The sequence below is a fragment of the Sinorhizobium sp. P24N7 genome, assembly GCF_042436655.1.
Taxonomy (GTDB): Bacteria; Pseudomonadota; Alphaproteobacteria; order Rhizobiales; family Rhizobiaceae; genus Sinorhizobium; species Sinorhizobium meliloti_A.
This window is the reverse complement of the sequence record NZ_JBHMIW010000011.1, coordinates 143,183-169,148: the sequence shown is the minus strand read 5'-3', so window position 1 is coordinate 169,148 and position 25,966 is coordinate 143,183. Positions and strand designations below refer to the sequence as shown.

Below are 25,966 nucleotides of genomic sequence, written 5' to 3'. Positions count from 1 at the left end.
TTCCCGGAAGTGCTCCAAGGGCTGCCTGAGGAGCTATCGACCCCGTCTGATCCGCGAGACGGGCAGCTTACCAAACGAACGGGGCGGTCTCGACCGCCCCGCTATGCATGATCGTTTCAGGCTGCAGTGTCTCAGGCTGGCTGCGGCTCGCCGGACTGCTCCCGGACAATGTAATCGGCGTACCAGATGGGCCAGTCCTCGTCCCGGTGTCCGAGCTGCTTTTCGTACTCGCCGTGGGCTGCTTCGGCGCGGCGGAACGCGGCTGCGAGATCGGCGGCCGAACCGAACGCCGTCGCGTCCGCGTCGACGCGCCCGGGCAATCGAGCGGTGACCTCCTGGAAAAGCCAGCCATTGCCGTCCGGATCGCGGAACGAAGCGTAGGAGCGATAGCTGCGGCGCTCGGGATCAGGGCCGTCGACACGATGCGTTCCGAACAGATACGGTTCGTCGCTCCCGGCATTCACGTCGCCCGCATGGAACACCTCGCTGATATCGACGCCGCGGCCGCGCAACTCCTCGCGGGCGGCCTCGATGTCGGAAACGATGAGGTACAATCCCTGCGCAGAACCCGGTTCCGCATCGGTCACATGCCTTCCGAAGATGACCGAGGCACCCGATCCGGGCGGGGTAAACTGTATCACGCGGTAGTCGTCGGCACCGGCAAAGTCGGCGTCGAGCCTCCAGCCGAGGCTCGCGTAGAATTCCTTTGCGCGATCGACATCCGACACGGGTACGACGATAACTTCGAGCTTCATATCGACCGGCCGGGCTCTTTCGCTATTGATTGCGGTGGTCATGTCATTCTCCTCTTGTCTGGGAGGCGCAAGGCGCCATGTGCCTTCTTGGTTGACGATGCGGGACGGAAGCTGCAGGCCTCGTCCGACTGTCGAGACACATATGCCGCCCCGCACGTGTATGGGATGTTTCGCAAGGGGCGGAATTTGTAAGCCAATCCGCACGGGACCGCCGGCGGATACAGTTCGATACGAGGACATTACTCCGCAGGCGAACGCGATCAGAAACGATCGACGTCGACGACCGCCTGGGCAAAAGCCTGTGGGGCTTCCTGCGGCAGGTTGTGACCGACACCGCCCGAGATCAGCCGGTGCTCGTACTTGCCGGAGAACTTCTTGGCATAGGCTGCGGGCTCCGGATGCGGAGCGCCATTGGCATCGCCCTCCAAGGTGATCGTCGGAACACCGATCACCGGCAGTTCGGCAAGCCGGGCTTCCAGCCCATCATATTTGCGCTCGCCGTCGGCAAGGCCGATCCGCCAGCGGTAATTATTGATGGTGATGTCCACATGATCCGGGTTGTCCAAGGCCTCAGCGCTTCGATTGAAGGTGGCGTCGTCAAAATCCCATTTCGGCGATGCGAGCTGCCAGATGAGCTTCGCGAAGTCCTTCCGGTACTGTTCGTAGCCCGCGCGCCCGCGCTCCGTGGCGAAGTAGAACTGGTACCACCAGGCAAGCTCCGCCTTCGGGGGCAAAGGCTTCTTATTGGTTTCACGGCTGCCGATCAGATAGCCGCTCACCGAAACCAATGCCTTGCAGCGCTCCGGCCAGAGTGCGGCGACGATATTGGCGGTGCGTGCGCCCCAATCGCAGCCGGCGATGACGGCCTTCTCGATGCCGAGCGCATCCATCAGGGCGACGATGTCGGCGGCGATCGCCGCCTGCTGACCGTTGCGCGGTGTGTCGGGGGATAAAAATCGCGTCGTGCCGTAGCCACGCAGATAAGGAACGACCACCCGGTAGCCCGCATTGGCGAGCAGGGGCGCCACATCGACATAGGTGTGGATGTCGTAGGGCCAGCCATGCAGCAGGATGACCACGGGGCCATCGCTCGCGCCCGCCTCGGCATACCCGATGTTGAGGACACCCGCGTCGATCTGCCTGATCTTAGCGAAAGATGTATTGGTCCCCGGCGTTGTCGCCGGAATGCGAGCCTCGCTCGTTGACTTTGCGAGGGCGCCGCGTCCAACGCCGAAATGCGCCGCAGCGACGGTCAATGCCGCCATTCCCATGAACCGCCGCCGCCGCAGATTGAATTCCCCTGTCATCGAACTTCTCCGGATAGTGTGAACCACAGCCGTGAAATGCGATGGTGATGTATCTCGAATGTGAGCCCGCCCGACCGCAATTGAAAGCCCGTGTACCGTTTCACGGCCGCCGATACAGTAGGCTACAATTCACGCGCGCCAGACCTCACGGCACCGACGCGCGCTCTCCTCTCTTCTTTCATCCGAATGTAAAAACGAAGGCTTCAACGCCGGGATCGAGAAAGCGTATCTCGAACGTCCGTTCGCGCACTTCTCCCGACTGCCTTACGAGCTGATAGAGGCGCGTCTCGCCCACCGTTCCATTGCCGTCGGAATTGATGTCCGAACCGTGATCCGGGCCCGGTGCTACACCGTCGACTTTCACCTGAAAGCGCACCTTGCCGCCGTTTTTCCCAGGGCCGAGGACAAGGTGCAGATCGCGCGCGCTGAACTTGTAGGTGATTGCGCCCCCGGCCCGATTGAGTGTCGCCTGCTCTGCACCAACCGTCCAGTTGCCGGCGAGACTCCATTGATTGAGCCGAGGCTTGCCGGCGGTATAGTCGCGCGCCGCATCGGCTGCGACACGCTCCGGCGACACGAAGTTCGAAGCGCGCATGTAGCCGACATAATCCTCGCCCGACTGGAGGTGGGCGAGATCGGGCGCGGCTTCTGCACCCGTCGCATCCGGCCGCACGAAACCACTGTCGCTCCGGCTACTCCCTGCCGCTTCCGCGAGCAGCTCCTGTATGACGCGCTCCGACCGCGCATAATCGCCCTCACCGAAGTGATGGTGTCTGATCCGCCCTTCTGCATCGATGAAATAGTGCGCCGGCCAGTAGCTGTTGCCGAAGGCGCGCCAGATCGCGAAATCGTTGTCGATCGCAACGGGATAGCGGATATCGAAGTCCGTCACTGCACGCTTGACGTTGTCGATGCGCTTTTCGAAGGCGAATTCGGGCGCATGCACGCCGATCACCACCAGCCCCTGGTCCCGGTACTTCTCGGCCCAGGCGCGGACATAAGGGATCGTACGGATGCAATTGATGCAGGAGTAGGTCCAGAAATCGACGAGCACGACCTTGCCGCGCAGCTGTTCCACGCTCAAAGGCTTCGAGTTGACCCACTCGACGGCTCCGTCCAGCGGCGGGAACATGCCTTCCACCGGCAAGTCGCTTCGGTAGGCCGGTCGCTCGCCGTCGGCGGCCGTTGACGCGCTCGCCCTCTCCTCGACGGGTTCGTCCCGTACACGGTCGAGGAGCGACTGCTCCAGGGCTGCGGTGCTTGCATAGGAGAGGCGCGCAAGCTGCCCCGTATCGAGCCCCAGCGCGATTGCGGCAACGCCGGCAAGGACGGCAATGCCGAGGCCCTGCCGGAGCCGCTCGCCAAGGCCGAGTGAGCGCTTCATCGCCGCAAACACTCTCCCCCCGGCAAGAACGGCCAAGGCGAGCGAAGTCGCCGCGCCGGCAGCATAGGCCGCCAGCAGAAGCGTGGTCTCGACATTCGCACCATGGAGGGCGGCGCCGGTCAGCACCAGGCCCAGAACTGGGCCTGCGCAGGGCGCCCAAAGAAGTCCGGTTGCAACACCGAGAAGGAGAGACGCTCCGACGCTCGGCTGCTGACCGGCCACCCTTTGTGAGAGCCGGCTGCCGAGTGCGACAGCCGGACGAGTGAACAGGGCCGCGGCCCGCGCCGAAAGCAGGGTCACGCCGAAACCGGCGAGCACTGCGATCGCCGCATACCGCCCGGCCACATTCGCGTTCACCGCCCAGTCCCCGCCGAGCGCGGCGAGTGTTGCCACGCCCGAGAATGTGAGAACCATGCCGACGAGCATCGGTAGAACGCTCCTGGCGAAGGGCTGGCCGGCCCGCGAAAACACGAAGGGCAAGACCGGGAGGATGCAGGGGCTGAGGATGGTCAGCACACCTGCAAGATAAGCTATCGTGAAAAGGATCATTTTCGTCCCTCTGCATTGGACCTGCGCCTCTCGCGGCGGCGGTCGCGCTTGACACGCGGAGCATGGGACCAGAGCGAGGTATCCCGATTGTGTCTCGTAACGAGGGGATCTGTATCAAAGTGCAGAAAGCCTCACGGGCCTTCTGCAGCATCATGCCAGCCGGCAAGGATGACTACTGTAGAAGCTTCAGCAGTTCTCTGGCGGCGGATGTGGACGACGACGGGTTCTGGCCGGTGACCAGCCTGCCGTCCACAACCGTGAAGTCGGCCCAATCCTCGGCCTTTTCGTAGCGCCCGCCGAGGCGCTTCAATTCGTCTTCGACCAGGAAGGGCACGACATCGGTCAGTTGAACGGCCTCCTCTTCGGAATTGGTGAAGCCCGTGACGCGCCTTCCCTTGACGATGGGCTCGCCGCGATGCGTGACCTGCGTCAGGACGGCCGGGCCGTGGCAGACGGCGGCGACCGGCTTGCCCGCGTCGTAGAAGCCTTCGATAAGAGCGATGGAATTCCTGTCATTGACGAGGTCCCACATCGGACCGTGTCCGCCCGGATAGAACACCGCGTCGTAGTCCTCCTGGTTGACTTCACCGAGCTTCCGAGTATTTGCCAATGCTTCCGTGGCTGCGGGATCGTCCTTGAAGCGCTCCATCGCTGCAGTCCGGCTGGCTGGCTCATCGCTCTTGGGATCGATCGGCGGCTGACCGCCCTTGGGCGACGCGATCGTGACCTCCGCCCCGGCGTCCTTGAACACGTAATAGGGCGCAGCAAACTCCTCAAGCCAGAAGCCGGTCGGCTTGCCTGTATTGCCGAGCCGGTCATGCGAAGTCAGAACCATCAGGATCTTCATGGTCATTCTCCTTCGTTGAAGCGCTTCCAAGCGCAGGATCGCGCGGATACGCAGCCTATTCTCGAGCCGTGACCGTATGTTGGCGAGGCTCTCGCGGACCGCCGGCCAGTACAGCCCTGCCACCATCATTTGCGTATTGCCGTCTTCGGGTGAATACTCGCTATGTGGCAGTCACTGTACCGGGGAACGGCAGAATAATGGACCGCATCGATGCAATGAAAGTTTTCGTCGCCGCGATCGACGAAGGCAGCCTCGCCGGGGCGGCCCGCCGGCTGAAGCGCTCGCCCACAGCGGTGAGTCGCGCCTTGAGCTTCCTCGAAGCGCATGTCGGCGTCGAGCTTCTGCATCGAACCACCCGCACCCTCAAACTGAGTGAAGCAGGCCAACGCTATGCGGCTGCCTGCCGAAGGGTACTAACCGACCTGGAGGAAGCCGACATGCTCGCAGGAGGCGAGCGCTCCGCACCCCGTGGGGTGTTGACGATTTCGTCGCCGCCAATCCTCGGGGAGGAAATACTTCGCCCCATCCTGGATGATTTTCTCGATCTCTACCCGACCGTTTCTGTCCGGCTTCTTCTCCTCGATCGCTTCGTCAACCTGGTGGACGAAGGCGTCGACATTGCGCTGCGCATCGGCCAACTGGCAGACTCGTCGCTCATCTCCACCCGGCTCGGCGGCGATGTGCGGCGCGTCGTGGTCGCTTCGCCTCGGTACCTCGCCAATCACCCCCGCATCGAAGAACCGGCCGATCTCGCCAAGCACCAGATACTGGCCTTCACCAACTTCGGTCTGGAATCCTGGAGCTTCACACCGGCGAAGGGCTCATCCCTCCCCAGGACGATCCAGTTTAAGCCCAGGTGCATCGTCAACAGCGTGCGCGCTGCCGCCGCTTCGGCGGCTGCCGGGCGCGGCCTGACGAGGCTTTATTCCTATCACGTCGCGGAATATGTGAAGGACGGGCGCCTGGAGATCGTGCTCTCCGATGCCGAGCATCCGCCCCTGCCGGCGCATTTGCTCGCACCGCAGGGCCGAATGTCGGTACCCAAGGTCCGCGCCTTTGTCGACTTTGCGGCGCCGCGTCTGCGCTCCGAATTTGCGCGCATGGCAGCGGAGGCGGGCACGCTTACCTGATTATGCCGGAATCCGGTCGAGTGTCTGTCAAGTGCCGGCAATTCTCCCAAAGATCGCACCGATCTAATTTCGATCGCACCAACGCCGAGGGCGGAGGGCGGACGCAGGAAGCGGCCGCTGCGATCGAGAAAGGATCACATCAATGCGTAACGAACAGAAAGTCGTCGTCATCACCGGCGCCTCGCAAGGCATCGGCGCCGGACTGGTTCGCGCCTATCGTGACCGGAACTACCGCGTCGTCGCGACCTCCCGGTCCATCAAGCCGAGCGCCGATCCGGAGATCCATACCGTCGGCGGCGACATCAGCAAGCCGGAGACCGCCGACCGGATCGTGCGCGAGGGGATCGAGCGCTTCGGCCGCATCGACTCTCTGGTGAACAATGCCGGCGTTTTCCTCGCCAAGCCGTTCGTCGAAATGACCCAGGAGGATTACGACCACAATCTCGGGGTGAATGTCGCCGGCTTCTTCCACATCACCCAGCGTGCCGCAGCGGAAATGCTGAAGCAGAGTTCGGGCCATATTGTCAGCATCACCACCAGCCTGGTCGATCAGCCGATGGTCGGCATGCCCTCCGCACTCGCGTCGCTCACCAAAGGTGGCCTGAACGCGGTGACCCGATCGCTGGCGATGGAGTTTTCCAGGAGCGGCGTCCGCGTCAACGCGGTCTCCCCAGGAGTAATCAAGACCTCGATGCATCCGGCTGAGACGCATTCGACGCTCGCCGGCCTGCACCCGGTCGGCCGGATGGGCGAAATTCGCGACGTCGTGGATGCCGTCCTCTATCTCGAAAATGCGGGATTCATCACCGGCGAGATCCTTCATGTCGACGGCGGTCAGAACGCGGGACGCTGGTAAACGGCATATCGCCCTGCGACGACACACGAACCAGATCCGCAAAGGAGACTGCAATGCCTATCGTCACCGTACAGGTTACCCGCGAGGGAAGCGCACCCGGCCGCAACTCGGTCACCGCCGAGGAAAAGGCCGCGATCATCAGGGGCGTCAGCGAAGTGCTGCTCGATGTCCTGAACAAACCGCTTGAATCCACCTATGTGGTTATCGAGGAAGTCGATCTCGATAACTGGGGCTGGGGTGGCCTCCCGACGGTGCAATACCGCCGGCAGCGCGCGGAGGCGGCACAATTCTGAAACCGGCTCATCTGCCCCGCCGCTCGTGGCACGCTTCACTTTAGAAGCGTGCCGACACATTTAACGGTCATGCCCGGCCGCGATAATTCATGGCGACGACCGGCGGCGCCGAAAGCTGTTCGACTTCAAGCGTCAGGCGATCGCGAAGCGGAGACCGGGTGCAAACCGGGTCCGTTGCGCTCGCGTCGCCGGCAAGCGCCATCGCCTGGCAGCGGCACCCACCGAAATCCACCTTCTTGCGCTCGCAGCTCCGACAGAGCTCCGGCATCCAGTCCTCGCCGCGATAGGCATTGAACGCATTGCTCTCGTACCAGATGCTGGAAAGTGATTTTTCGCGCACGTTCTCGAAGGAGAGGCTCGGAATGGTTTCCGCGGCATGGCATGGAAGCACCCGCCCCGACGGCGTGACGTTCAAGCCGACCCGGCCCCAGCCGCCCATGCAGGCCTTTGGATACTTCGAATAATAATCGGCGGGCACATAGTCGATCACCAATATGCCTTGATACTTCTCGCGTGCTTCGGCGACGGTTCGCGTAGCGCGCTCGACCTGCTCGCGGGTTGGCATGAGAACCTCTTTGTTGCGCTCGGCCCAGCCGTGGAACTGCACCGTGGCGACTTCGATGCGTCGCGCCTTCAGCCGGATCGCCAGCTCGATCATCTCATCGATCTCGCCCATGTTCTGCCTGTGGCAGACGGCGTTCAGCGTCAGCGGTATAGCGGCATCGGCCGCCCAGCCTGCAACCGCCATTTTCCGTTCATAGCCGCCTTTGTACCCGCCGATCCGATCGGCGCTTTCGGGAGAAACGCCCTGGATGGAAAGCTGGATATGGTCGAGCCCCACCTCGGCGAGACTGTTCATCCTCGCCTCCGTCAGTCCCACGCCCGAGGTGATCAGGTTGGTGTAAAGGCCCAGCGAACTCGCCGCCTGCGTCAATTCGACGAGGTCCCGGCGCGCGGCAGGCTCCCCGCCGGACAGGTGCAGATGCAGAACGCCGAGATCGGCGGCTTGCGCGAAGACGCCTGTCCATTCCTCGGTCGACAGTTCTTCCTTGGCTTGCGTCAGGGCGATAGGGTTGGAGCAATAGGGACAGGCGAGCGGGCAGCGATGCGTCAGTTCGGCCAGCATGGCCATCGGTGGAGGAACACGCGGGATGGCGCGCACAATGTCGGCTGGTCGGGCGATGGTGTCGCTCATTGGACGATCTCCAGCATGCGGCGGACCGAGAGCTCCTGGACGAAAGTCCTGACATCCTCCGCGATCTCTTCGACCGGGGCGTCGAACTTCTCGGCAAAGTCGGCGGCGATCCGGTCAAGGTTCCGTTCGCCATCGAGAGCCTGTACGATGGCGACGGCGATGTCGTCCACGGCCATGGCACGCTCCGGAGCCAGAAGCACAGTCTGGCCGCGGACCGGATCCTCATGCAGCCGGACCCCTCGTGCCAGCTTGACGACGCTCGACCCTGAAATCTCGGGCGCGTCGGCCGTCATTCCGCCGCCTCCCGTGCTCTCGGCTCGCGGATCACCCCCTCCCGGCCGTCCCAGGCACCCGGCGGAATGCGCCCCGGCGTGACATAGGCCGAATAAAGTGCATCGAGCTGGGCCCAAAGAACATCCGTCTTGAAGGTGAGAGCCTGAGCGGCAGCGTCCTGCTTTTCCCGCGTGTCGGCATGGTCGAGGACATAAGCAAGGCCGAACTCGACATCCCGGGGCGCCTCCGCCAGCCTCTGGCGGAAGTAGGCGAGCGCCGCGTCATCGGCGAAGGCGTAGTGCTCCAGCAGCCCGGCAATGCGCTCCGAGTGGATCTTCGGCGCAAAAAGCTCCGTCAACGAGGAGGCCACCGCCTCGAGGAGCGGCTTCTCACGCACGAAGGAAACATAGGCGTCCACGGCAAACCGGGTCGACGGCAGAACGCCCCTTGCCGAGCCGACATAGGCTGGATCGAGTCCGACGGCCTCGGCCAGACGCAGCCAGCGCCGGATGCCGCCGCCCTCTTCGAGGCCGCCGTCGTGATCTTCGATGCGGGAGCGCCAGGCCCGGCGCATATCCGGGTCGTCGCAACGCGACAGAAAGGCCGCATCCTTCATGGGGATGCGGCTCTGGTAATAATAGCGGTTGATCACCCAGGCGCGGACCTGCGTCGTCGTGCAGCCGCCGCCATGGAGCATGGCATGAAACGGATGCTTGTCATGATAGCGCTCCTTGCCGATCTCCAGCAGGCGGGCATGGAAAGCTTGTCTGTCAGTTGCCGTCGTCACAGCCGGACCTCCATGCCGTCATAGCCGATCTCGAAACCGCGGGCCTCGACGCGCTCGCGCTCGGTGCCGGCCCGCCAGATCGGGTTGGTGTTGTTGATATGGACATAGATCTTTCTGCGGATGTTCAAGAGATCGAGCGCCTCGAGACTGCCGCCCTCCCCGTCGATCGGCATGTGGCCCATGCGACGGCCTGTCTTGCGGCCGGTCCCGGTCAGGATCATCTCGTCATCGGAAAAGAGCGTGCCGTCGAAGAAGACGGCATCGGCATCGCGCAGGCGCGCGGCGAGACTATCCGTCATCACGGCGCAGCCCGGAACATAATAGACCCGCCTGTCGCCGGCCTTCAGTTCGACACCGACCGTGTGCTCGCCCTCGATACCCAGATCGGGCTCGCCGTCCTCCAGAAAGAGCGGCACCTTGCCCGGAACGGCGAAGAGCCGTGCATCGAGGCCCGACAGCGGAGAGAACGCCTCATCGATTTCAATGGTTTCTCTTGAAACCAGTTCCGGATCGAGGACCTGGAAGACCGGGTTGTCGGCGACGATCCGGCCGACCGCGCCGGTCGAAAACAGGGTGAATGCCTGCTTCTCCCGCAAGACGAGAAGTCCTGCCAGATGGTCGATGTCGCCATTCGTCAGCACCACGCTCTCGATGGGGCTGTGACGAAGGCGGCGCGGCTGAAGCGGCCGATTGATTTGAACCTGCTGGCGGATGTCGGGGGAGGCGTTGAAGACGGCCCAGCTCTCACCGTCGAGACTCACCGCGAGCGACGACTGCGTTTGCGGTCTGAGGCCGGAGGCCGGATCGCGCGCCATCGCGCAGTTGCGACAGCCGCAATTCCATTGCGGGAGACCGCCGCCGGCGGCGGCCCCCAAGACGATGATGCGAAGATCGGACGTTTTGTTCACCGGGATACCTGATGCCTTACCGATCCTCGTCAAGCTGGCCTTCAGAAGAGGATCGGTTCATCCCCGTCCGCAGGAGCATAGCGGGTGATTTCCATAGCGCAGCTGACTTCGATGAATTTCGGTTTATGCCAGGCCATACTTCCTCCATTCGCCCGTGGGGTCGTTGTGCTCGCTCCCGTTCCGGCAGGCGCCCTTGCGGTCGGGGCGGGCATGAAACCAGGCAGGACCTATAGCAGTCGCTGCCCGGGTCAAGGGCCGGAACGGCAGTCGCTGCTCCGGCAGAGCCCGGCGGCGCCGTAGCCGGGCTTTTAGGCATCGTAAAGTCTCCTCTTGGGGCGCATGGTAGCAAGCGATGTGGTGCCCCACAATTACGACCTAGGTGTCGGTCGCCGCCGACTTCCGCCCACATGAAGCTCACCTCTAGCCGAATGCGTTGGCTGGATAAGGCTTGCCGACCACAGGCAGATAGCGCGCTCCGGACGCCAGCACGAACCGCTCGAAAGCCTGCATGGCCGGGGTGGCGGCACGGTCCAGGCGCGACACGGTAAACCACTGCCGGCGGATCGGCGTGTCGACCACGTCGAGGATCACGAGCCTGCCGAGCTTTACCTCCTGTTCTATCGTATGGGCCGAGATGAAGGCGATTCCGAGACCGGCGATTACGGCCTGCTTGATCGTCTCGTTCGAGGCGATCTCGGTGCCGAGCTCCTCGAGCTCGTGCGGCGTGTCGCTCAGGAAGATCTCGAGGGAGATACGCGTTCCCGATCCTTTTTCGCGCACCAGGAACTGTTCCTGGGCGATCCGCTCCCGTGAAATCTCCAGCACGCCCGCGAGCGGGTGACCGGCGGGGGCGATGAAGACCAGTGGATGATCGCCGAACACCTGCGCCCGCACCTCGAAATCGCGCGGCGGCCGCCCCATCAGAGCGATGTCGATCTCGTGGTCCCGCAGCTTGGCGATGATCTCGGCGCGGTTGCCGATGAAGAGATTTATCTCCACGGCAGGAACCTGATCGCGAAAGGCGGCAATGAGCTGCGGCGCGAAATATTTCCCGGTCGACACGACTCCGAGGCGCAACCGTCCGGTTCTGAGCCCCTTGATGGCATCTATCGAGTCCTCGAGGGCAATGAGGCTGTCCTCGATCGCCCGCGCCGCTTCGAGAAAGGCAAGGCCGTAAGCCGTCGGCACCATGCCGCCGCGCGTGCGGTCGAAGAGCGCAATGCCCGCATCCCGTTCCAGATGCTGGATCTGCAGGGTGAGCGCCGGCCCGGTCAGTCCCAAGGCTTCGGCGGCGAGGTTGATCTTGCCCAACCGGCAAACGGCTTCGACGGTGCGGAGCTGGCGAAAGGTCACGTTGCGCATGGATCAAAGTAAGTAAATTTAACTTATGAAGTCAAATGAATAAATTTTACAAACTCCCCTTTTACGCCATCCTTCCCTCGACAGCGTGCGGAGGAGACATCATGTCAGGCGCAACTCTCGAAGCATACCTCGCTTCATGCACGGCCCGCGGCGACGACCTTACGCGGGACGTGGCCGCCGTGATCCAGAGGCTGGCGAAGGCCGCTCTCGACATCCGCAAGCTCGTCGGCCAGGGAGCGCTCGGCACCGCTTTCAACGGCACCCACGGCAGCAGCAACACGGATGGCGATCTGCAGAAGGACCTCGACATCCTCTGCGACGACCAGTTCCTGTCGTCGCTGCAAGGCGCCCCCGTCGCATGCTACGCCTCGGAAGAACTGGAAAATCCCGTTCTGCTCGACCCGGCTGCGCGCCTCGCGGTTGCCATCGACCCGCTCGACGGCTCTTCGAACATCGATAACAACGTTTCCATCGGCACGATCTTCTCGGTGCTTCCCGCCGCCAAGGGGCCGGACGTGGACCCCTCCCAGTCCTTCCTGCAACCTGGAAACCGGCAACTGGCGGCGGGCTTCTTCATCTACGGGCCGCAGACCGCTCTGGTGCTGTCGCTCGGCAAGGGGACGGAGATCTTCGTCTTCTCCAGCAGGCTCGGATGTTTCGTCGAGGCCTGCAAGTCGGCCAGCATCCCGGAGCGCGCGCACGAATTTGCCATCAACATGTCGAACTACCGGCACTGGGAAGAAGCCATCCGGCTCTATGTCGACGACTGCCTGGCAGGCTCCGAGGGGCCCCGCGAGCGGGATTTCAATATGCGCTGGATCGCCTCGCTCGTCGCGGAAACCTATCGCATCCTCATCCGTGGCGGGATCTTTCTCTATCCCGCCGACGGCCGGAAGGGATATAGCCAGGGCCGGCTGCGGCTGGTCTACGAGGCGAACCCCATCGCCTTCATCATCGAGAATGCCGGCGGCGCGGCCACCACGTCCATCGACCGCATTCTCGATCTCGTTCCGGAAAATCTGCACCAGCGCGTGCCTCTGGTTTTCGGCTCGCGCCGCGAGGTGGCGCGCATCACCCGCTATCACGTCGACCCGAACATGATTGGCGAACGCGCTCCGCTCTTCGGCAAGCGCGGTCTGTTCCGGGCCTGAGGAGAAAAATATGTCGGCCAAATACCCCATCATCTCCATCACAGGTTCGTCCGGCGCCGGCACCACGACCGTCAAGGACACTTTCGAGAAGATATTCAAGCGCGAGAACATCTCGGCGTCCTTCATCGAAGGCGATGCCTTTCATCGCTTCGACCGGGAAACCATGCGCAGCAAGATCGCGGAGGAGAAAGCCCGAGGCGTCGACTTCACGCATTTCTCCGCAGAGGCGAACGAACTGGAGATCCTCGAAAGCGTCTTTGCCGAATATGGCCGGCGCGGGGTCGGGCGCACCCGTCACTACGTGCACGACGAGGCCGAGGCCGCGAAATTCGGCTCGGACCCAGGCACATTCACCGACTGGGAAGAATTCCGCGACAGCGATCTTCTCTTCTACGAGGGGCTGCATGGCTGCGCCGTCACCGACACGGTCAATCTCGCCCAGCATTGCGACCTGAAGATCGGTGTCGTGCCCGTCATCAATCTCGAATGGATCCAGAAGATCCATCGCGACAAGGCGACCCGCGGCTACTCCACCGAGGCCGTGACCGACACCATCCTGCGGCGCATGCCCGACTATGTGAACTATATCTGCCCGCAGTTCTCCCTGACGGACATCAATTTCCAGCGCGTGCCGATCGTCGACACGTCCAATCCCTTCATCGCCCGCTGGATACCGACGCCGGCCGAATCCATCCTGGTCATCCGCTTCGCCAAGCCGCAAAGCATCGATTTCCCCTACCTGCTGTCGATGCTGCACAACAGCTACATGTCGCGCGCCAATTCCATCGTGGTGCCGGGCGACAAGCTCGATCTCGCCATGCAGCTGATCTTCACCCCGCTCATCCACAAGCTGCTCGAGCGCAAGCACCGCATGTCGTGAGGAGGACATCATGAATGTTTCGCAGCAGATCGGACCCCGCGCCGCCTCGGAGCGCAGCATGGCCGATGCCATCCGGTTTCTTTCCATGGACGCCGTCGAGAAGGCCAACTCCGGCCACCCCGGCATGCCGATGGGAATGGCCGACGCGGTGACGGTCCTCTTCAACCGCTTCATCAGGATCGATCCGTCACGCCCCAACTGGCCGGACCGCGACCGTTTCGTGCTTTCGGCCGGCCATGGCTCGATGCTGCTCTATTCGCTCCATCACCTCATCGGCTTCGCCGATATGCCGATGGCCGAGCTTTCATCCTTCCGCCAGCTCGGCTCGAAAACGGCCGGCCACCCCGAATACGGCCATGCCCTCGGTATCGAGACCACCACCGGACCGCTGGGCCAGGGGATCTCGACCGCTGTCGGCATGGCGATTGCCGAACAGATGATGGCCGCCCGCTTCGGCAGTGCGCTCTGCAACCACTTCACCTACGTGGTCGCCGGAGACGGCTGTCTGCAGGAGGGGATCAGCCACGAGGCGATCGACCTTGCCGGACATTTGAAATTGCGCAAGCTCATCGTGCTGTGGGACGACAACCGGATATCGATCGACGGCTCCACCGATCTCTCCACCTCGATGAACCAGCTTGCGCGTTTCCGCGCCGCCGGCTGGGATGCGCAAGCCGTCGACGGCCACGACCCCGGCGCGGTGGCAAAAGCGATCGAGCGGGCGCGCCGGACCCGAAAGCCGTCGCTGATCGCCTGCCGCACCCGCATCGGCAAGGGTGCCGCCAGCATGGAGGGCTCGCACAAGACCCACGGCGCGGCGCTCGGCGAAAAGGAGATCGCTGCCACACGCGAAAACCTCGCCTGGCCGCATCCGCCCTTCTTCGTTCCATCTGAGATCAAGGCTGCCTGGGAAAAGGTGGCGGCGCGGGGCCGCTCGGCCCGCGAGGCCTGGGAAATCCGCCTCGACTCTTCGCGCTCGAAAAAGCGCTACGAGCAGACCATAGGGCGGCAGCTCGACGGCGAGGTCGGCGATCTGCTTGCAAGATTCCGGGACGCGCATCGTACAAGGGCTACGAAGGTCGCGACGCGTCAGGCCTCGCAGATGGCTCTGGAAGTCATCAACGGCGCCACCGCGTTGACGATCGGCGGCTCGGCGGACCTGACCGGCTCCAACCTGACGCTGACCTCGCAGACCCAGCCCATTTCGTCGGGCAATTTCAAGGGCCGCTACCTGCATTACGGCATCCGCGAGCACGGCATGGCGGCCGCCATGAACGGCATCGCGCTCCATGGCGGCTTCATCCCCTATGGGGGCACTTTCCTGGTCTTTTCCGACTATGCTCGCGGTGCGATGCGCCTTTCGGCCCTGATGGGCCTGCCCGTCATCTATGTGCTGACGCATGATTCCATCGGGCTCGGCGAAGACGGACCGACGCACCAGCCGGTCGAGCATCTGGCCATGCTGCGCGCCACGCCCAACCTCAATGTCTTCCGGCCGGCCGACATCATCGAGACGGCAGAATGCTGGGAGATCGCGCTTGGCGAGAAGAACACGCCGAGCGTCCTCGCCCTTTCGCGGCAGGCCCTGCCGATGCTGCGCCGGACAAACGGGAACGAGAACCTGTCGGCGCTCGGGGCCTATGTCCTGAGGGAAGCGCGCGGCGACCGGGACGTCACGCTTCTTGCCACGGGATCCGAAGTCGAGATCGCCGTAGCCGCGGCGGAGCGCCTGCAGGCCGAAGAAGGCATAGCAGCGGCGGTGGTCTCCATGCCGTGCTGGGAGAAGTTCGAGGCTCAGGACGCGGCCTATCACAGGCAGGTCCTCGGAGATGCACCGCGCATCGCCATCGAGGCGGCGGGCCGCCTCGGCTGGGACCGTTGGATGGGCCCCGACAGTGCCTTCGTCGGCATGACGGGCTTTGGTGCCTCGGCACCGGCCGGAGACCTCTACCGCCATTTCGGCATCACCGCCGACCATGTCGTCGCAGAAGCCCTGGAGCTTCTCCGCCGGGCTTACCCGGAAACGCCGCCAGCAGGTGCCCGGACCGGCAATCCGGTCGCCCACATCGTCAGATCATCCGAGGAGGCATGACAATGGCCCGCATCACGCTTCGCCAATTGCTCGATCACGCCGCCGAACGCAGCTATGGCGTGCCGGCATTCAACATCAACAACATGGAGCAGGGGCTTGCGATCATGGAGGCGGCGCGCGCCTGCGACGCTCCCGTGATCCTCCAGGTCTCCCGTGGTGCCCGCTCCTACGCGAACGACGTCATGCTCGCCAAGATGATGGAAGCTTTGGAAGAGATGTATCCGGACATTCCGCTCTGCATTCACCAGGATCACGGCAACAATGTCGCGACCTGCCTCACGGCGATCCAGCACGGCTTCACCTCGGTGATGATGGACGGCTCGCTGAAGGAGGATGCCAAGACCCCTGCCGATTACGACTATAACGTCTCGATCACGGCAGAGGTGAGCCGCCTCGCGCACATGGTCGGCGCCTCGGTCGAAGGCGAACTCGGCTGTCTCGGTTCGCTCGAGACCGGCCATGGCGAGGCCGAGGACGGCCACGGCTTCGAAGGCGCGCTCGACCGTTCGCAACTGCTTACCGATCCGGACGAAGCCGCCCGCTTCGTCGCCGAGACCGGCGTCGATGCGCTGGCCGTCGCCATCGGCACCTCGCACGGGGCCTATAAGTTTACCCGCAAGCCGACCGGCGAAGTCCTCGCTATGGACGTGATCGAGAAGATCCATGAGCGGCTGCCGAACACCCATATCGTCATGCACGGCTCCTCCTCCGTACCGCAGGAATGGCAGGACGTTTTCAACGCCCATGGCGGCCAGATGCGCGAGACCTACGGCGTCCCCGTCGAGGAGATCGTCCGTGGCATCCGCTTCGGCGTGCGCAAAGTCAATATCGACACCGACCTGCGCCTTGCCGCAGCCGCCGCCTTTCGCCGCGTCGCCGACACGAGCCGCACCGAATTCGATCCCCGCAAATTCCTGAAAGCCGCCATGGAAGCCATGTCGTCGGTCTGCAAGGCACGTTTCGAGGCCTTCGGCACCGCCGGAAACGCATCCCGCATCAAGGTCGTGCCGATGTCGGAGATGGCCCGCCGCTACGCAAGCGGCTCCCTGAAACCCCAGCCTGCGCGGTCGGAAGCCGCCTGATCGCACCCATTCAGAGGAAAGGACCCCAACCATGAACGCCGACGCAAAGACAGAGATCAAGGGCCGCGAACGTTACAAGGCCGGCGTGCTGAAATACGCCCAGATGGGCTATTGGAACGGAGACTACGAGCCGAAGGACACCGATCTGATCGCGCTCTTCCGCATCACGCCGCAGGACGGCGTCGATCCGATCGAAGCGGCCGCCGCCGTCGCCGGCGAAAGCTCGACGGCCACATGGACAGTCGTCTGGACCGATCGCCTGACGGCCTGCGATCAATACCGCGCCAAGGCCTACCGGGTCGATCCGGTGCCGGGAACGCCGGGGCAGTATTTCTGCTATGTCGCCTACGACCTCATCCTCTTCGAGGAGGGGTCTATCGCGAACCTGACCGCATCGATCATCGGCAACGTCTTCTCGTTCAAACCGCTGAAGGCGGCAAGGCTCGAGGACATGCGCCTGCCCGTCGCCTATGTGAAGACCTTCAGGGGCCCGCCGACCGGCATCGTCGTGGAGCGCGAACGGCTCGACAAGTTCGGCAAGCCGCTGCTGGGTGCCACGACCAAACCGAAGCTCGGCCTGTCGGGCAAGAACTATGGCCGCGTCGTCTATGAGGGGCTGAAGGGCGGGCTCGACTTCATGAAGGACGACGAGAACATCAATTCGCAGCCCTTCATGCATTGGCGCGACCGGTATCTCTACTGCATGGAGGCCGTCAACCACGCTTCCGCCGTCACCGGGGAGGTAAAGGGGCACTATCTCAACATCACTGCCGGCACGATGGAGGAAATGTACCGCCGAGCCGAATTCGCCAAGGAGCTCGGCTCGGTCATCGTCATGGTCGATCTCATCGTCGGCTGGACTGCGATCCAGTCCATATCGGAATGGTGCCGGCAGAACGACATGATCCTGCACATGCACCGGGCCGGTCACGGCACCTATACGCGGCAGAAGAACCACGGCATCTCCTTCCGCGTGATCGCCAAATGGCTGCGGCTCGCCGGTGTCGACCACCTGCATGCGGGCACGGCCGTCGGCAAGCTCGAGGGCGACCCGCCGACGGTGCAGGGCTACTACAATGTCTGCCGCGAAATGAAGAACGAGGTCGACCTTCCGCGCGGTCTGTTCTTCGAGCAGGACTGGGCGGACCTCAAGAAGGTCATGCCGGTCGCCTCGGGCGGCATCCATGCCGGCCAGATGCACCAGCTGCTCGATCTTTTCGGCGACGATGTCGTACTGCAATTCGGCGGCGGCACGATCGGTCATCCGATGGGCATCCAGGCAGGGGCCACCGCCAATCGCGTCGCCCTGGAAGCCATGGTGCTTGCCCGCAACGAGGGGCGCGACATCGCCCACGAAGGTCCCGAGATCCTGCGGGCGGCGGCGAAGTGGTGCAAGCCGCTGGAAGCGGCCCTCGATATCTGGGGCAATATCAGCTTCAACTACACCCCGACCGATACGTCGGATTTCGTGCCGAGCGTAACCGCTGCCTGACAGACACGAGGGCCTGACAGACCCGAACTGACGGACAAGAAGAGAAGGAGAGACGACATGCGTATCACCCAGGGATGCTTCTCGTTCCTGCCGGACCTGACCGATGAGCAGATCACGGCACAGGTGGAATATTGCCTCGGAAAGGCTTGGGCTATCGGCGTCGAATATACCGACGACCCGCACCCCAGAAACACCTATTGGGAAATGTGGGGCAATCCGATGTTCGACCTCAAGGACGCCAAAGGCGTGATGATGGAGCTCGAGGATTGCCGCAAGGCCCACCCGCAGGACTATATCCGCCTCAACGCTTTCGATTCCAGCCGCGGCCTGGAGACGGTGACAATGTCGTTCATCGTCAACCGCCCCGAAAACGAGCCTAGCCTCAGAATGACCCGGACGGAGAGCAACGGCCGCAGCCAGCATTATATGTGGGAAACGCAGCGATAGGAGGAGCGACAATGCTGATGCCGGATGCTCCATCGAACACCGAAAGCCTGCCGACTTCGGTCGACCTCGCTGAGGAATACCAAGCCTCCGGCGTCGCCGAGATCCTTGACGAACTGGACCGGGAACTCGTGGGCTTGAAACCCGTGAAGCAGCGTATCCGCGAGACGGCGGCGCTGCTTCTCGTCGAGCGGGCGCGCCGTGCAATGGGCCTCAGCCATGAGCCGCCGTCGCTGCATATGAGCTTCACCGGCAATCCCGGCACCGGCAAGACCACGGTGGCGCTGCGCATGGCCAACCTGCTGCACAGGCTCGGCTATATCCGCAAGGGCCATCTGGTCTCGGTGACGCGCGACGACCTGGTCGGGCAATATATCGGCCACACCGCACCCAAGACCAAGGAGATCCTGAAGAAAGCAATGGGGGGCGTGCTTTTCATCGACGAGGCCTATTACCTCTACCGTCCCGACAACGAACGCGATTACGGCCAGGAGGCAATCGAGATCCTGCTGCAGGTGATGGAGAACAATCGTGACGACCTGGTCGTGATCCTCGCCGGCTACGCCGACCGCATGGACCGGTTTTTCGAGAGCAACCCCGGCTTTCGATCCCGGATCGCCCATCACATAGACTTCCCCGACTATGATAACGGGGAGCTTCTATCGATCGCCGAGAGCATGCTCAGCCGGCAGGGGTACCGCTTCGACAGCAAGGCGTCTGCGGTGATGAGCGACTACATCGCGCGCCGCCGGCGACAACCGCATTTCGCCAATGCGCGCTCCATCCGAAACGCGCTCGACCGGGCCCGGCTGCGGCAGGCGAACCGCCTTTTCGAGGAAAGCGCCGGACCGGTCGATGCCGAACAGCTGTCGACCATCACGGCTCGTGACATCGCCGCGAGCCGGGTGTTCACCACAGTCGAACCCAGTCATACGGAGACATCGCCATGAATGAGAAGACCATCATAGCGCCTTCGGTTCTGTCGGCCGATTTCTCACGGCTCGGCGAAGAGGTCGAGGCCGTGTGCCGGGCCGGTGCGGACTGGATCCATCTCGACGTGATGGACGGCCATTTCGTGCCCAACATCACCTTCGGTCCCCCGGTCATCAAGGCGCTGCGGGACCGCACGGACAAGGTGTTCGACTGCCATCTGATGATCGCACCGCCCACGCCCTATCTCGGCGCCTTCGCCTGTGCCGGCTGCGACATCATCACCGTGCATGCGGAGGCGACGACGCATCTAGATCGCTCGCTGCAGGCCATCCGCGACGTCGGCTGCAAGGCGGGCGTGTCGCTCAATCCCTCCACGCCGGAGAGCGTCATCGAATATGTGCTGGACCGGCTGGACCTCGTCCTCCTGATGACGGTCAATCCGGGCTTCGGCGGCCAGGATTTCATTCCGGCCGTGGCCGACAAGGTGCGGCGGGTGAAGGCGATGATCGGCGGCCGTCCGATCCACATAGAGATCGACGGCGGCGTGACGCCGGAGACCGCATCGCTGGTTGCCGCCGCAGGCGCCGATGTGCTGGTTGCCGGCTCGGCGGTATTCAAAGGCGGCAGCGAGGAGCACTACGCCAGGAACATCGCGGCCATCCGCGCCGCCTCCGATGGCGCCATCAGGAAGGCAGCGTGAGCCATGGCCGCTACACCACCCCTTTGTGATTTCGGCTGGCCAGCGATCGACGCCACGCTTCCCGGCGTCGATGGCTTCACCCGCACCATATTCGGCCAGGCCGGCCCGAAAGGGCTGGTCGTTGCCTTCATATGCAATCACTGCCCCTATGTGAAAGCGGTCATCGGCCGGATCGTCCGGGACGCCATCGACCTCAGGGCTCACGGGATCGGCTTCGTGGCTGTTAACTCCAACGACGCCGGCAATTACCCGCAGGACTCGTTCGAAAACATGAAGCGCTTCGCTTCGCAAAACGCCCTGCCCTTTCCCTACCTCCACGACGAGGACCAATCCGTCGCCAAAGCCTACCGCGCCGTCTGCACGCCCGACTTCTTCGGCTTCAACAAGGACATGAAGCTGCAATATCGCGGGCGGCTGGACGCATCGCGCAAGGAGATCGGCCCCGCCGATCTGCGACGCGATCTCTACGAGGCCATGGTCATGGTCGCGCTGTTCGGCAAGGGCCCGGCCGAGCAGCAGCCTTCCATAGGGTGTACCATCAAATGGAAGATTTCGGCTTTTCAGGTTTGATGGAACCGCCCACCATCGCGCCACGCGCCTTCTGACCTGCCCCGATGCAGACAGCCGACCAAAGGCTTGCCGTTTCGTCTTCTCTGACCGCACGAACTCTGGCGAGGAACTGCATCGGTCCCTCCTTTCACCTCATCTTCTGTGCTTGTCACGGAGATCCAGCAACGCCGCGTCTGCGGCGCGCGGGAAGAGTTCATTCAGCCCAAGGACTTGGCTGGCTGGATTCCTGTGACAAGCACAGGAATGAAGGCCGGGGATGTGCGGCTCCTCCAATGCGGACGCGAAAACGCCTCAGCCCCCGCCCGTCGAAATGCCTCTGCAATAAGAGGCGACGGGCGGGGTCCGAGGGAGGAGACGGTCGGCTGGTGGAGCGGAGTCCCCAATGTTCAACAGGTCAGGCCGGCAGGGCGCCGCTTTGTTTGGCGATATGCGTGGCGATCGCGTCCATCAGCGGCGGAGACAGACAATCATAGGGCTGCAGGCCGAGTTCGGTCAGCCTTGCGCGTATCTCCGGCATGCTCTCCGGGTTCACACCGCTTTCGATGATCGAAGAAACGAAGGCCGCGAATTCGGGCGGCGACCAGCCCGTTTCGTCGCTGAGTTCGGTATGGACGAAATCGAGGCCGTAGAAGGGATGCTTGGTGTTTTCGATCCGGCCATACATGTGCGTGCCGCAATCGCGGCAGGCGTAACGCTGGATCGTCGCGCTCGGATCGACGACCTGCAGTTTCTCCGCACCTGAGGTGACGTTCACGTTGTCGCGGCCGACGACGGCGATCTGGGCGAAGATCGCACCCTCGGGCTTCCAGCATTTGGTGCAGCCGCAAGCATGATTGTGCGCCGTCTGCGAGCCGATCCGCACGGTTACCGGATTTGTGGCGCATTTGCATTTCAGCGTACCGCCGGCAAAGCCCGGACTGGCAGGCGGAAAGCCGTTGTCGATGGACGGATGTAGCTTGAGCATTGGTTCCTCCTCGGCTTTGAACGTCCTTCGTTCACAAGCAGGATCAGTTGAAATGCGGCTCGCGGCAATATAGCGGAAAGTGTCGGTTTTCGGCGCCGAACACCCCAGCAAGGGCAGGGCTCAGCCTTTCGACCGGAGCATGGCGCGGGCCGGATTATAGCCCCAAAGGGCGGCGAGCATGAACAGGACGAAGCACGCGCCGACCCAGACGAGCGCCGTCAGGTTGAGTTCGCCGTAAAGCGCGAAGCGTATCAGTTCGACCGCGTAGGTGAACGGATTGAGGGCGCAGATGTCGCGCAGCAGCGGCGAACTTTCGGCCATCTTCCAGAGCGGATAAAGTGCCGAGGAAAGGAAGAACATCGGAAAGATCACGAAGTTCATGACGCCGGCAAAGTTCTCGAGTTGCCGGACGGTCGAGGATATCAGCAGGCCGAAGGCACCGAGCATCAATCCGCTGATGAGGAGGGCGGGCAGCACCGCGACATAGCCGACGGGCGGCACGGTGATGCCGGTCAGCGCAGCGATGGCCAGGAACACCGCCACCTGCAGGATGGAGACGATCACACCGGCGAGAAGCTTCGAGAACAGCAGCCACCAGCGCGGCAGGGGCGAGGTCAGCAGGAGGCGCATGGATCCCATCTCCTGGTCATAGACCAGCGCCAGCGACGATTGCATGCCGTTGAAGAGCTGGATCATGCCGCAGAGCCCCGGAAGGATATAGACCTCATAGGTGATATAGGTCTGGTAGGGCGGGATGATCGACACGCCGAGCGCCGCGCGGAAGCCGGCGGCAAAGACGATCAGCCAGACGAGCGGGCGGACGAGTGCCGCCAGAAACCGCCCGCGCTGGCGGACGAAGCGCAGGTTTTCGCGGGTGACGATTGCGCAAAGCGCGACCAGCCATGCCTTCATGCCGAAACCTCCCGGTTCTCGGCCGTCATCGACAGGAACGCCTTGGCGAGCCCCTGCCCGCCCGCAAGTTCCGCGGCGGTGCCGTCGCTCAGCACCTTGCCGCGATGCAGAACGACGACCTGATCCTCCGGCCGGATCTCGTCGACCAGATGCGTCGCCCAGAGAACCGCAAGGCCGCTCGCGGCAAGCAGATGCACATGATCGGTGATCGCCTGCCGGGAGGCAGCGTCCAGTCCGACGGTCGGCTCGTCGAGCAGCAATATCTGCGGCTTGTGGATCAAGGCCCGCGCGATCTCCATGCGCCGCCGGTGACCGCCGTTGAGCGCACGCACCTGCTCGTCGGCCCGCTCGGCCATGCCGAGCTGTGTCAGCGCCGCTTCGATCGCCACAGCGGCCTGCCGCCCCGACAAACCATGAAGCCCGGCGAAATAGCGCAGGTTTCGGCGCACCGACATGTCGAGATCGAGCGTAGGTTGCTGGAACACCACTCCGATGCGCGCGAGCGCCGCACGCGGCTCGCGCGCAATGTCGAAGCCGGCCACGCCGATCGTGCCGGCCCTTGTCGCGAGCAGCCGCGTCAGAAGAGCGAACAGCGTCGATTTGCCGGCGCCGTTCGGCCCGAGCAGCGCGCAGAACCGACCGGTCGTGACGGAGAAGCTGACATCGTCCAGCGCCCGTGATTTTCCGTAGCTGTAGCTGACATGGCTGATGTCGAGCCCGATCATGATGCCCTTCCCGGCGCCGCCGCAAACTCTTCTATAATCGTCGCCGGTTTCCCGGCAAGGCGGAGGCAGCGCCGGGCAAGCCGCCGCGCCTCGGCTTCCGAATGGGTCACGAGAATGACGGCAGGTGCGGTTTCCGCGATCAGCGCCTCGGTCAGGGCCAGCATGTCCTCGGCCATCGCAGGATCGAGCGACACATAGGGCTCGTCCAGGACGAGAAGCTCCGGCCGACCGGCAAAGGCCCGCGCCAGCGCCAGCCGCCGCTGCTGGCCGAGCGACAGCTGGCCGGGATAGAGCGCGGCCCTGTCGGCGATGCCGGTCCGCTCCAGCGCTGAGAGTGCAGCTTGCATCCCGAGTTGCGGATGCACCAATGTCAGGTTCTCGATGACGCTTCTCCACGGCAGAAGAACAGGCTCCTGAAAAACCATGGCAATGTTTTCCGGCCGGGTGATCTCGCCGTCGAAAGCGGTGTCGATGCCGGCGACGAGCCGAAGCAGCGTCGATTTGCCGATGCCCGACGGACCGAGGATGGCGACCGTCTCGCCGATCTCCATCTCGAAGCGGATGTCGCGCAGGACCTCCTCTTCGCCGAATGCCTTTCGTCTGACATCGATCCTGATCACGCCGTCCTCCAGCGCCGCACCCGGCGTTCGGCCGGCTGCAGGAAGAAAGCCTCCACCAGCAGCATCACGCCGATGAAGGAAAGCGCATAGACCAGCACCATGGCAACGTTGAAAAGCTGGAAATAGAAATGGATCTGGAACCCTATCCCGCTGGAGCGGCCGAGAAACTCGACCACCAGCACGATCTTCCATATCACCGCAATGCCGGATCGGGCGGCAGCGGCAATGAAAGGCGCAAGCTGCGGCATGATCACGTGTCGCAGCCGCGCCAGCGGACGCATGCGGTAAACCGCCGCCATGGAGTCGAGATCCGGGTCAAGCGCCCGCGCGCCCTCGCGCAGAAGCGTTGCGACATTCGGGATCTTGTTGAGCACGACGGCGGTGATGGCGGCCGTCTCGTTGAGACCGATCCAGATGTAGCACAACACGATGAGCACCAGTGCCGGCAGATTGAGAAACACGACGAGCCATGGGTCGAGCCATCGATCGACCGCGGCAACGCGCCCCATCAGAAAGCCGATCGCCACGCCGATCACCATGGCCGGCACGAATGCGCAGATCACGCGCCAGAGCGTCATGCCCAGGTGATAGGGCAAGGCGCCGGAACTGACCGCTTGCACGAAGGGTGCCCAGAGCGTCCAGGGCTGGGGCAGGACCGACGCGTCATCCGTGAAGCCGGCGGCCGCTATCCACAAGAGCAACAGCAGCCCCAGCGACAATGCGCGCACCAAGGCAGGATGTTGCAGCGTTCTATTCAAGGTGCAGGAACAATCCACTGGGCAGGCTTGTCGCCTTGCCGACGAGCTCTTCTCCACCAAGTTCCGCCATCAGCCGCAGAAAACGGTCGGCGGCCGCCTCGTCGATCGGCTTGCCGCTTGGAATGCCGGCGCGATAGCCGTCGCGTAGCGCAATGAATTCTGCGTCGTCGGCCGCATTCATCTTGTCCCGCAATTCCTCCCACACCTCATCGTTCTCGCGCAGCAGATCCTTGGCTGCGCGCGAGGCCTTGTAAAGCCCCTTCACGATTTCCGGATGGGTCGCGGCATATTCGCCCTTCAACACGTAGCCGAGGAGCGGCGTATCGGGATCGAGCTTGAGCGCCGCCGCCGCATCCGAGACGGAGACCAGTTCATGCATGCCCTTGGCCCGCATCTTCGCGAGGAAATGCCAGAAATTGATGGTACCCGCCGTCTCGCCGGCAAGCGCCGACTTGAAGATCAATGGCGGAGCGCCGAACACCTGCTCGGTTTCGGCTGCGAGATCCATGCCATGCTGCTGCTTGGCATAGGCGCGCAGGATCAGCCAGCTCTTGTCGAGCGGACCTCCGGCAATGCCGATCTTCTCGCCGGCAAGGTCCGGCAGCGCCTTGATGCCGCTTTCATCCTTGACCATCAGGCCGCCGACCGCGCGCGAATAGGGGATGAAGACATAATCCTTGCCGGAGGCACGCTGGTTGGCCACCCAGATCCAGTCGGCCACCATCGTGTCGGCCTCGCCGCCCTCGAAGGCGACGCGCGTCGCGCCGTTGTCCGCATAGTCCTGCACGGCCAGTTCGAAGCCGTTCTTGCGGTCGAATTCGTGGGTCTTGATTGTCGAGATTTCCCAGTTGACGGTTCCCGATGCCAGCATGGCCGCCCGCAATTGCGGCAACTCGTCGGCCGAGGCCGCAGCCGGTCCGAATGCGAACAGGCAAGCGGCCATGAACAGTCGAATAACTTTCATCTCTTCCTCCCCGGAACCGCCGCCTTCGGGCAC

29 protein-coding genes are annotated in these 25,966 nt (G+C 63.3%); 12 read left to right on the top strand and 17 right to left on the bottom strand.

The window, feature by feature from the left end:
- Window positions 1-131: 131 nt before the first annotated feature.
- From ACFHWW_RS20420 to ACFHWW_RS20405, 4 genes are all read right to left on the bottom strand, one after another.
- Complete coding sequence (locus tag ACFHWW_RS20420) at window positions 132-872, bottom strand: VOC family protein (RefSeq protein ID WP_379940561.1); 741 nt, start codon at window positions 870-872, stop codon at window positions 132-134.
- A 143-nt stretch (window positions 873-1,015) separates the two neighbouring features.
- A complete protein-coding gene (locus tag ACFHWW_RS20415; protein WP_379940450.1) occupies window positions 1,016-2,062 on the bottom strand; it encodes an alpha/beta fold hydrolase in 1,047 nt (348 codons plus the stop codon).
- Window positions 2,063-2,240: 178 nt separating this feature from the next.
- Window positions 2,241-3,995, bottom strand: coding sequence for a cytochrome c biogenesis protein DipZ (locus ACFHWW_RS20410; RefSeq protein ID WP_379940448.1), 1,755 nt, complete (start codon window positions 3,993-3,995; stop codon window positions 2,241-2,243).
- Window positions 3,996-4,167: 172 nt separating this feature from the next.
- Window positions 4,168-4,842 (bottom strand): type 1 glutamine amidotransferase domain-containing protein, encoded by a 675-nt coding sequence (locus tag ACFHWW_RS20405; RefSeq protein ID WP_379940446.1) that lies wholly within the window; start codon window positions 4,840-4,842, stop codon window positions 4,168-4,170.
- Between the two features lie 197 nt (window positions 4,843-5,039).
- On the opposite strand from ACFHWW_RS20405, the gene ACFHWW_RS20400 reads away from it, so the two are divergent.
- The 3 genes from ACFHWW_RS20400 (at window position 5,040) to ACFHWW_RS20390 (ending at window position 7,121) form a co-directional block, all read left to right on the top strand.
- Entirely contained in the window at window positions 5,040-5,972 is a 933-nt protein-coding gene (locus ACFHWW_RS20400) for a LysR family transcriptional regulator (RefSeq protein WP_379940444.1), read from the top strand.
- Between the two features lie 142 nt (window positions 5,973-6,114).
- Entirely contained in the window at window positions 6,115-6,828 is a 714-nt protein-coding gene (locus tag ACFHWW_RS20395) for an SDR family NAD(P)-dependent oxidoreductase (protein WP_379940442.1), read from the top strand.
- Window positions 6,829-6,881: 53 nt separating this feature from the next.
- Window positions 6,882-7,121: a 4-oxalocrotonate tautomerase family protein gene (locus ACFHWW_RS20390; protein WP_018098042.1), complete on the top strand. Its 240-nt coding sequence runs from the start codon at window positions 6,882-6,884 to the stop codon at window positions 7,119-7,121.
- A gap of 67 nt (window positions 7,122-7,188) precedes the next feature.
- Here the strand turns inward: ACFHWW_RS20390 and pqqE are convergent, their stop codons facing one another.
- The 6 genes from pqqE to ACFHWW_RS20360 all read right to left on the bottom strand — a co-directional run bounded on the left by pqqE (window position 7,189) and on the right by ACFHWW_RS20360 (window position 11,646).
- Window positions 7,189-8,316 carry a pyrroloquinoline quinone biosynthesis protein PqqE gene (gene pqqE / locus ACFHWW_RS20385; protein WP_379940440.1) on the bottom strand — a complete coding sequence of 376 codons (1,128 nt, stop codon included), beginning with the start codon at window positions 8,314-8,316 and terminating at the stop codon, window positions 7,189-7,191.
- The gene (gene pqqD, locus ACFHWW_RS20380; RefSeq protein WP_018098044.1) at window positions 8,313-8,609 is read right to left on the bottom strand and encodes a pyrroloquinoline quinone biosynthesis peptide chaperone PqqD; all 297 of its coding nucleotides are present in this window, start codon (window positions 8,607-8,609) and stop codon (window positions 8,313-8,315) included. Before pqqD ends, pqqE begins: the two co-directional genes overlap by 4 nt.
- Window positions 8,606-9,376 carry a pyrroloquinoline-quinone synthase PqqC gene (gene pqqC, locus ACFHWW_RS20375; protein WP_379940438.1) on the bottom strand — a complete coding sequence of 257 codons (771 nt, stop codon included), beginning with the start codon at window positions 9,374-9,376 and terminating at the stop codon, window positions 8,606-8,608. Before pqqC ends, pqqD begins: the two co-directional genes overlap by 4 nt.
- Window positions 9,373-10,284, bottom strand: coding sequence for a pyrroloquinoline quinone biosynthesis protein PqqB (gene pqqB, locus ACFHWW_RS20370; RefSeq protein ID WP_379940436.1), 912 nt, complete (start codon window positions 10,282-10,284; stop codon window positions 9,373-9,375). Before pqqB ends, pqqC begins: the two co-directional genes overlap by 4 nt.
- Before the next feature lie 41 nt (window positions 10,285-10,325).
- The gene (gene pqqA, locus ACFHWW_RS20365) at window positions 10,326-10,421 is read right to left on the bottom strand and encodes a pyrroloquinoline quinone precursor peptide PqqA (RefSeq protein WP_003528714.1); all 96 of its coding nucleotides are present in this window, start codon (window positions 10,419-10,421) and stop codon (window positions 10,326-10,328) included.
- Window positions 10,422-10,704: 283 nt separating this feature from the next.
- Window positions 10,705-11,646, bottom strand: coding sequence for a LysR substrate-binding domain-containing protein (locus ACFHWW_RS20360; protein WP_379940433.1), 942 nt, complete (start codon window positions 11,644-11,646; stop codon window positions 10,705-10,707).
- 101 nt (window positions 11,647-11,747) lie between these two features.
- Here ACFHWW_RS20360 and ACFHWW_RS20355 point away from each other — a divergent pair, with 101 nt between their 5' ends.
- Genes ACFHWW_RS20355 through ACFHWW_RS20315 form a run of 9 tightly spaced genes read left to right on the top strand, consistent with a single transcriptional unit; the run spans window position 11,748 to window position 20,990 of the window.
- Window positions 11,748-12,797 carry a class 1 fructose-bisphosphatase gene (locus tag ACFHWW_RS20355; protein WP_100672547.1) on the top strand — a complete coding sequence of 350 codons (1,050 nt, stop codon included), beginning with the start codon at window positions 11,748-11,750 and terminating at the stop codon, window positions 12,795-12,797.
- Between the two features lie 10 nt (window positions 12,798-12,807).
- On the top strand, window positions 12,808-13,677 hold the full coding sequence (locus ACFHWW_RS20350; protein ID WP_100672548.1) for a phosphoribulokinase: 870 nt from the start codon (window positions 12,808-12,810) through the stop codon (window positions 13,675-13,677).
- 10 nt (window positions 13,678-13,687) lie between these two features.
- Window positions 13,688-15,769, top strand: coding sequence for a transketolase (gene tkt / locus ACFHWW_RS20345; RefSeq protein WP_379940430.1), 2,082 nt, complete (start codon window positions 13,688-13,690; stop codon window positions 15,767-15,769).
- 2 nt (window positions 15,770-15,771) lie between these two features.
- Entirely contained in the window at window positions 15,772-16,851 is a 1,080-nt protein-coding gene (fba, locus tag ACFHWW_RS20340) for a class II fructose-bisphosphate aldolase (protein WP_026168919.1), read from the top strand.
- 31 nt (window positions 16,852-16,882) lie between these two features.
- Window positions 16,883-18,343 (top strand): form I ribulose bisphosphate carboxylase large subunit, encoded by a 1,461-nt coding sequence (locus ACFHWW_RS20335; RefSeq protein ID WP_010975100.1) that lies wholly within the window; start codon window positions 16,883-16,885, stop codon window positions 18,341-18,343.
- A gap of 57 nt (window positions 18,344-18,400) precedes the next feature.
- A complete protein-coding gene (locus ACFHWW_RS20330) occupies window positions 18,401-18,790 on the top strand; it encodes a ribulose bisphosphate carboxylase small subunit (RefSeq protein WP_018098053.1) in 390 nt (129 codons plus the stop codon).
- Between the two features lie 11 nt (window positions 18,791-18,801).
- A complete protein-coding gene (gene cbbX / locus ACFHWW_RS20325) occupies window positions 18,802-19,737 on the top strand; it encodes a CbbX protein (protein ID WP_275599653.1) in 936 nt (311 codons plus the stop codon).
- Complete coding sequence (rpe, locus tag ACFHWW_RS20320; RefSeq protein ID WP_379940427.1) at window positions 19,734-20,420, top strand: ribulose-phosphate 3-epimerase; 687 nt, start codon at window positions 19,734-19,736, stop codon at window positions 20,418-20,420. The genes cbbX and rpe overlap by 4 nt, the downstream gene beginning before the upstream one ends.
- A 3-nt stretch (window positions 20,421-20,423) precedes the next feature.
- Window positions 20,424-20,990, top strand: coding sequence for a thioredoxin family protein (locus tag ACFHWW_RS20315; protein ID WP_018098055.1), 567 nt, complete (start codon window positions 20,424-20,426; stop codon window positions 20,988-20,990).
- Here ACFHWW_RS20315 and ACFHWW_RS20310 read toward each other — a convergent pair.
- From ACFHWW_RS20310 to ACFHWW_RS20280, 7 genes are all read right to left on the bottom strand, one after another.
- Window positions 20,959-21,105, bottom strand: a complete 147-nt coding sequence (locus tag ACFHWW_RS20310) for a hypothetical protein (RefSeq protein ID WP_275599651.1) — start codon at window positions 21,103-21,105, stop codon at window positions 20,959-20,961. The genes ACFHWW_RS20315 and ACFHWW_RS20310 overlap by 32 nt on opposite strands.
- 279 nt (window positions 21,106-21,384) lie before the next feature.
- A complete protein-coding gene (gfa, locus tag ACFHWW_RS20305; protein ID WP_379940424.1) occupies window positions 21,385-21,954 on the bottom strand; it encodes an S-(hydroxymethyl)glutathione synthase in 570 nt (189 codons plus the stop codon).
- Window positions 21,955-22,074: 120 nt separating this feature from the next.
- On the bottom strand, window positions 22,075-22,866 hold the full coding sequence (locus ACFHWW_RS20300; RefSeq protein WP_100672554.1) for an ABC transporter permease: 792 nt from the start codon (window positions 22,864-22,866) through the stop codon (window positions 22,075-22,077).
- Window positions 22,863-23,591: an ABC transporter ATP-binding protein gene (locus ACFHWW_RS20295; RefSeq protein WP_100672555.1), complete on the bottom strand. Its 729-nt coding sequence runs from the start codon at window positions 23,589-23,591 to the stop codon at window positions 22,863-22,865. Before ACFHWW_RS20295 ends, ACFHWW_RS20300 begins: the two co-directional genes overlap by 4 nt.
- On the bottom strand, window positions 23,588-24,211 hold the full coding sequence (locus tag ACFHWW_RS20290) for an ATP-binding cassette domain-containing protein (protein WP_379940422.1): 624 nt from the start codon (window positions 24,209-24,211) through the stop codon (window positions 23,588-23,590). Before ACFHWW_RS20290 ends, ACFHWW_RS20295 begins: the two co-directional genes overlap by 4 nt.
- Window positions 24,208-24,969 (bottom strand): ABC transporter permease, encoded by a 762-nt coding sequence (locus tag ACFHWW_RS20285; protein ID WP_164866750.1) that lies wholly within the window; start codon window positions 24,967-24,969, stop codon window positions 24,208-24,210. The genes ACFHWW_RS20290 and ACFHWW_RS20285 overlap by 4 nt, the downstream gene beginning before the upstream one ends.
- A complete protein-coding gene (locus ACFHWW_RS20280) occupies window positions 24,962-25,933 on the bottom strand; it encodes an ABC transporter substrate-binding protein (RefSeq protein ID WP_018098060.1) in 972 nt (323 codons plus the stop codon). Before ACFHWW_RS20280 ends, ACFHWW_RS20285 begins: the two co-directional genes overlap by 8 nt.
- Window positions 25,934-25,966: the final 33 nt, after the last annotated feature.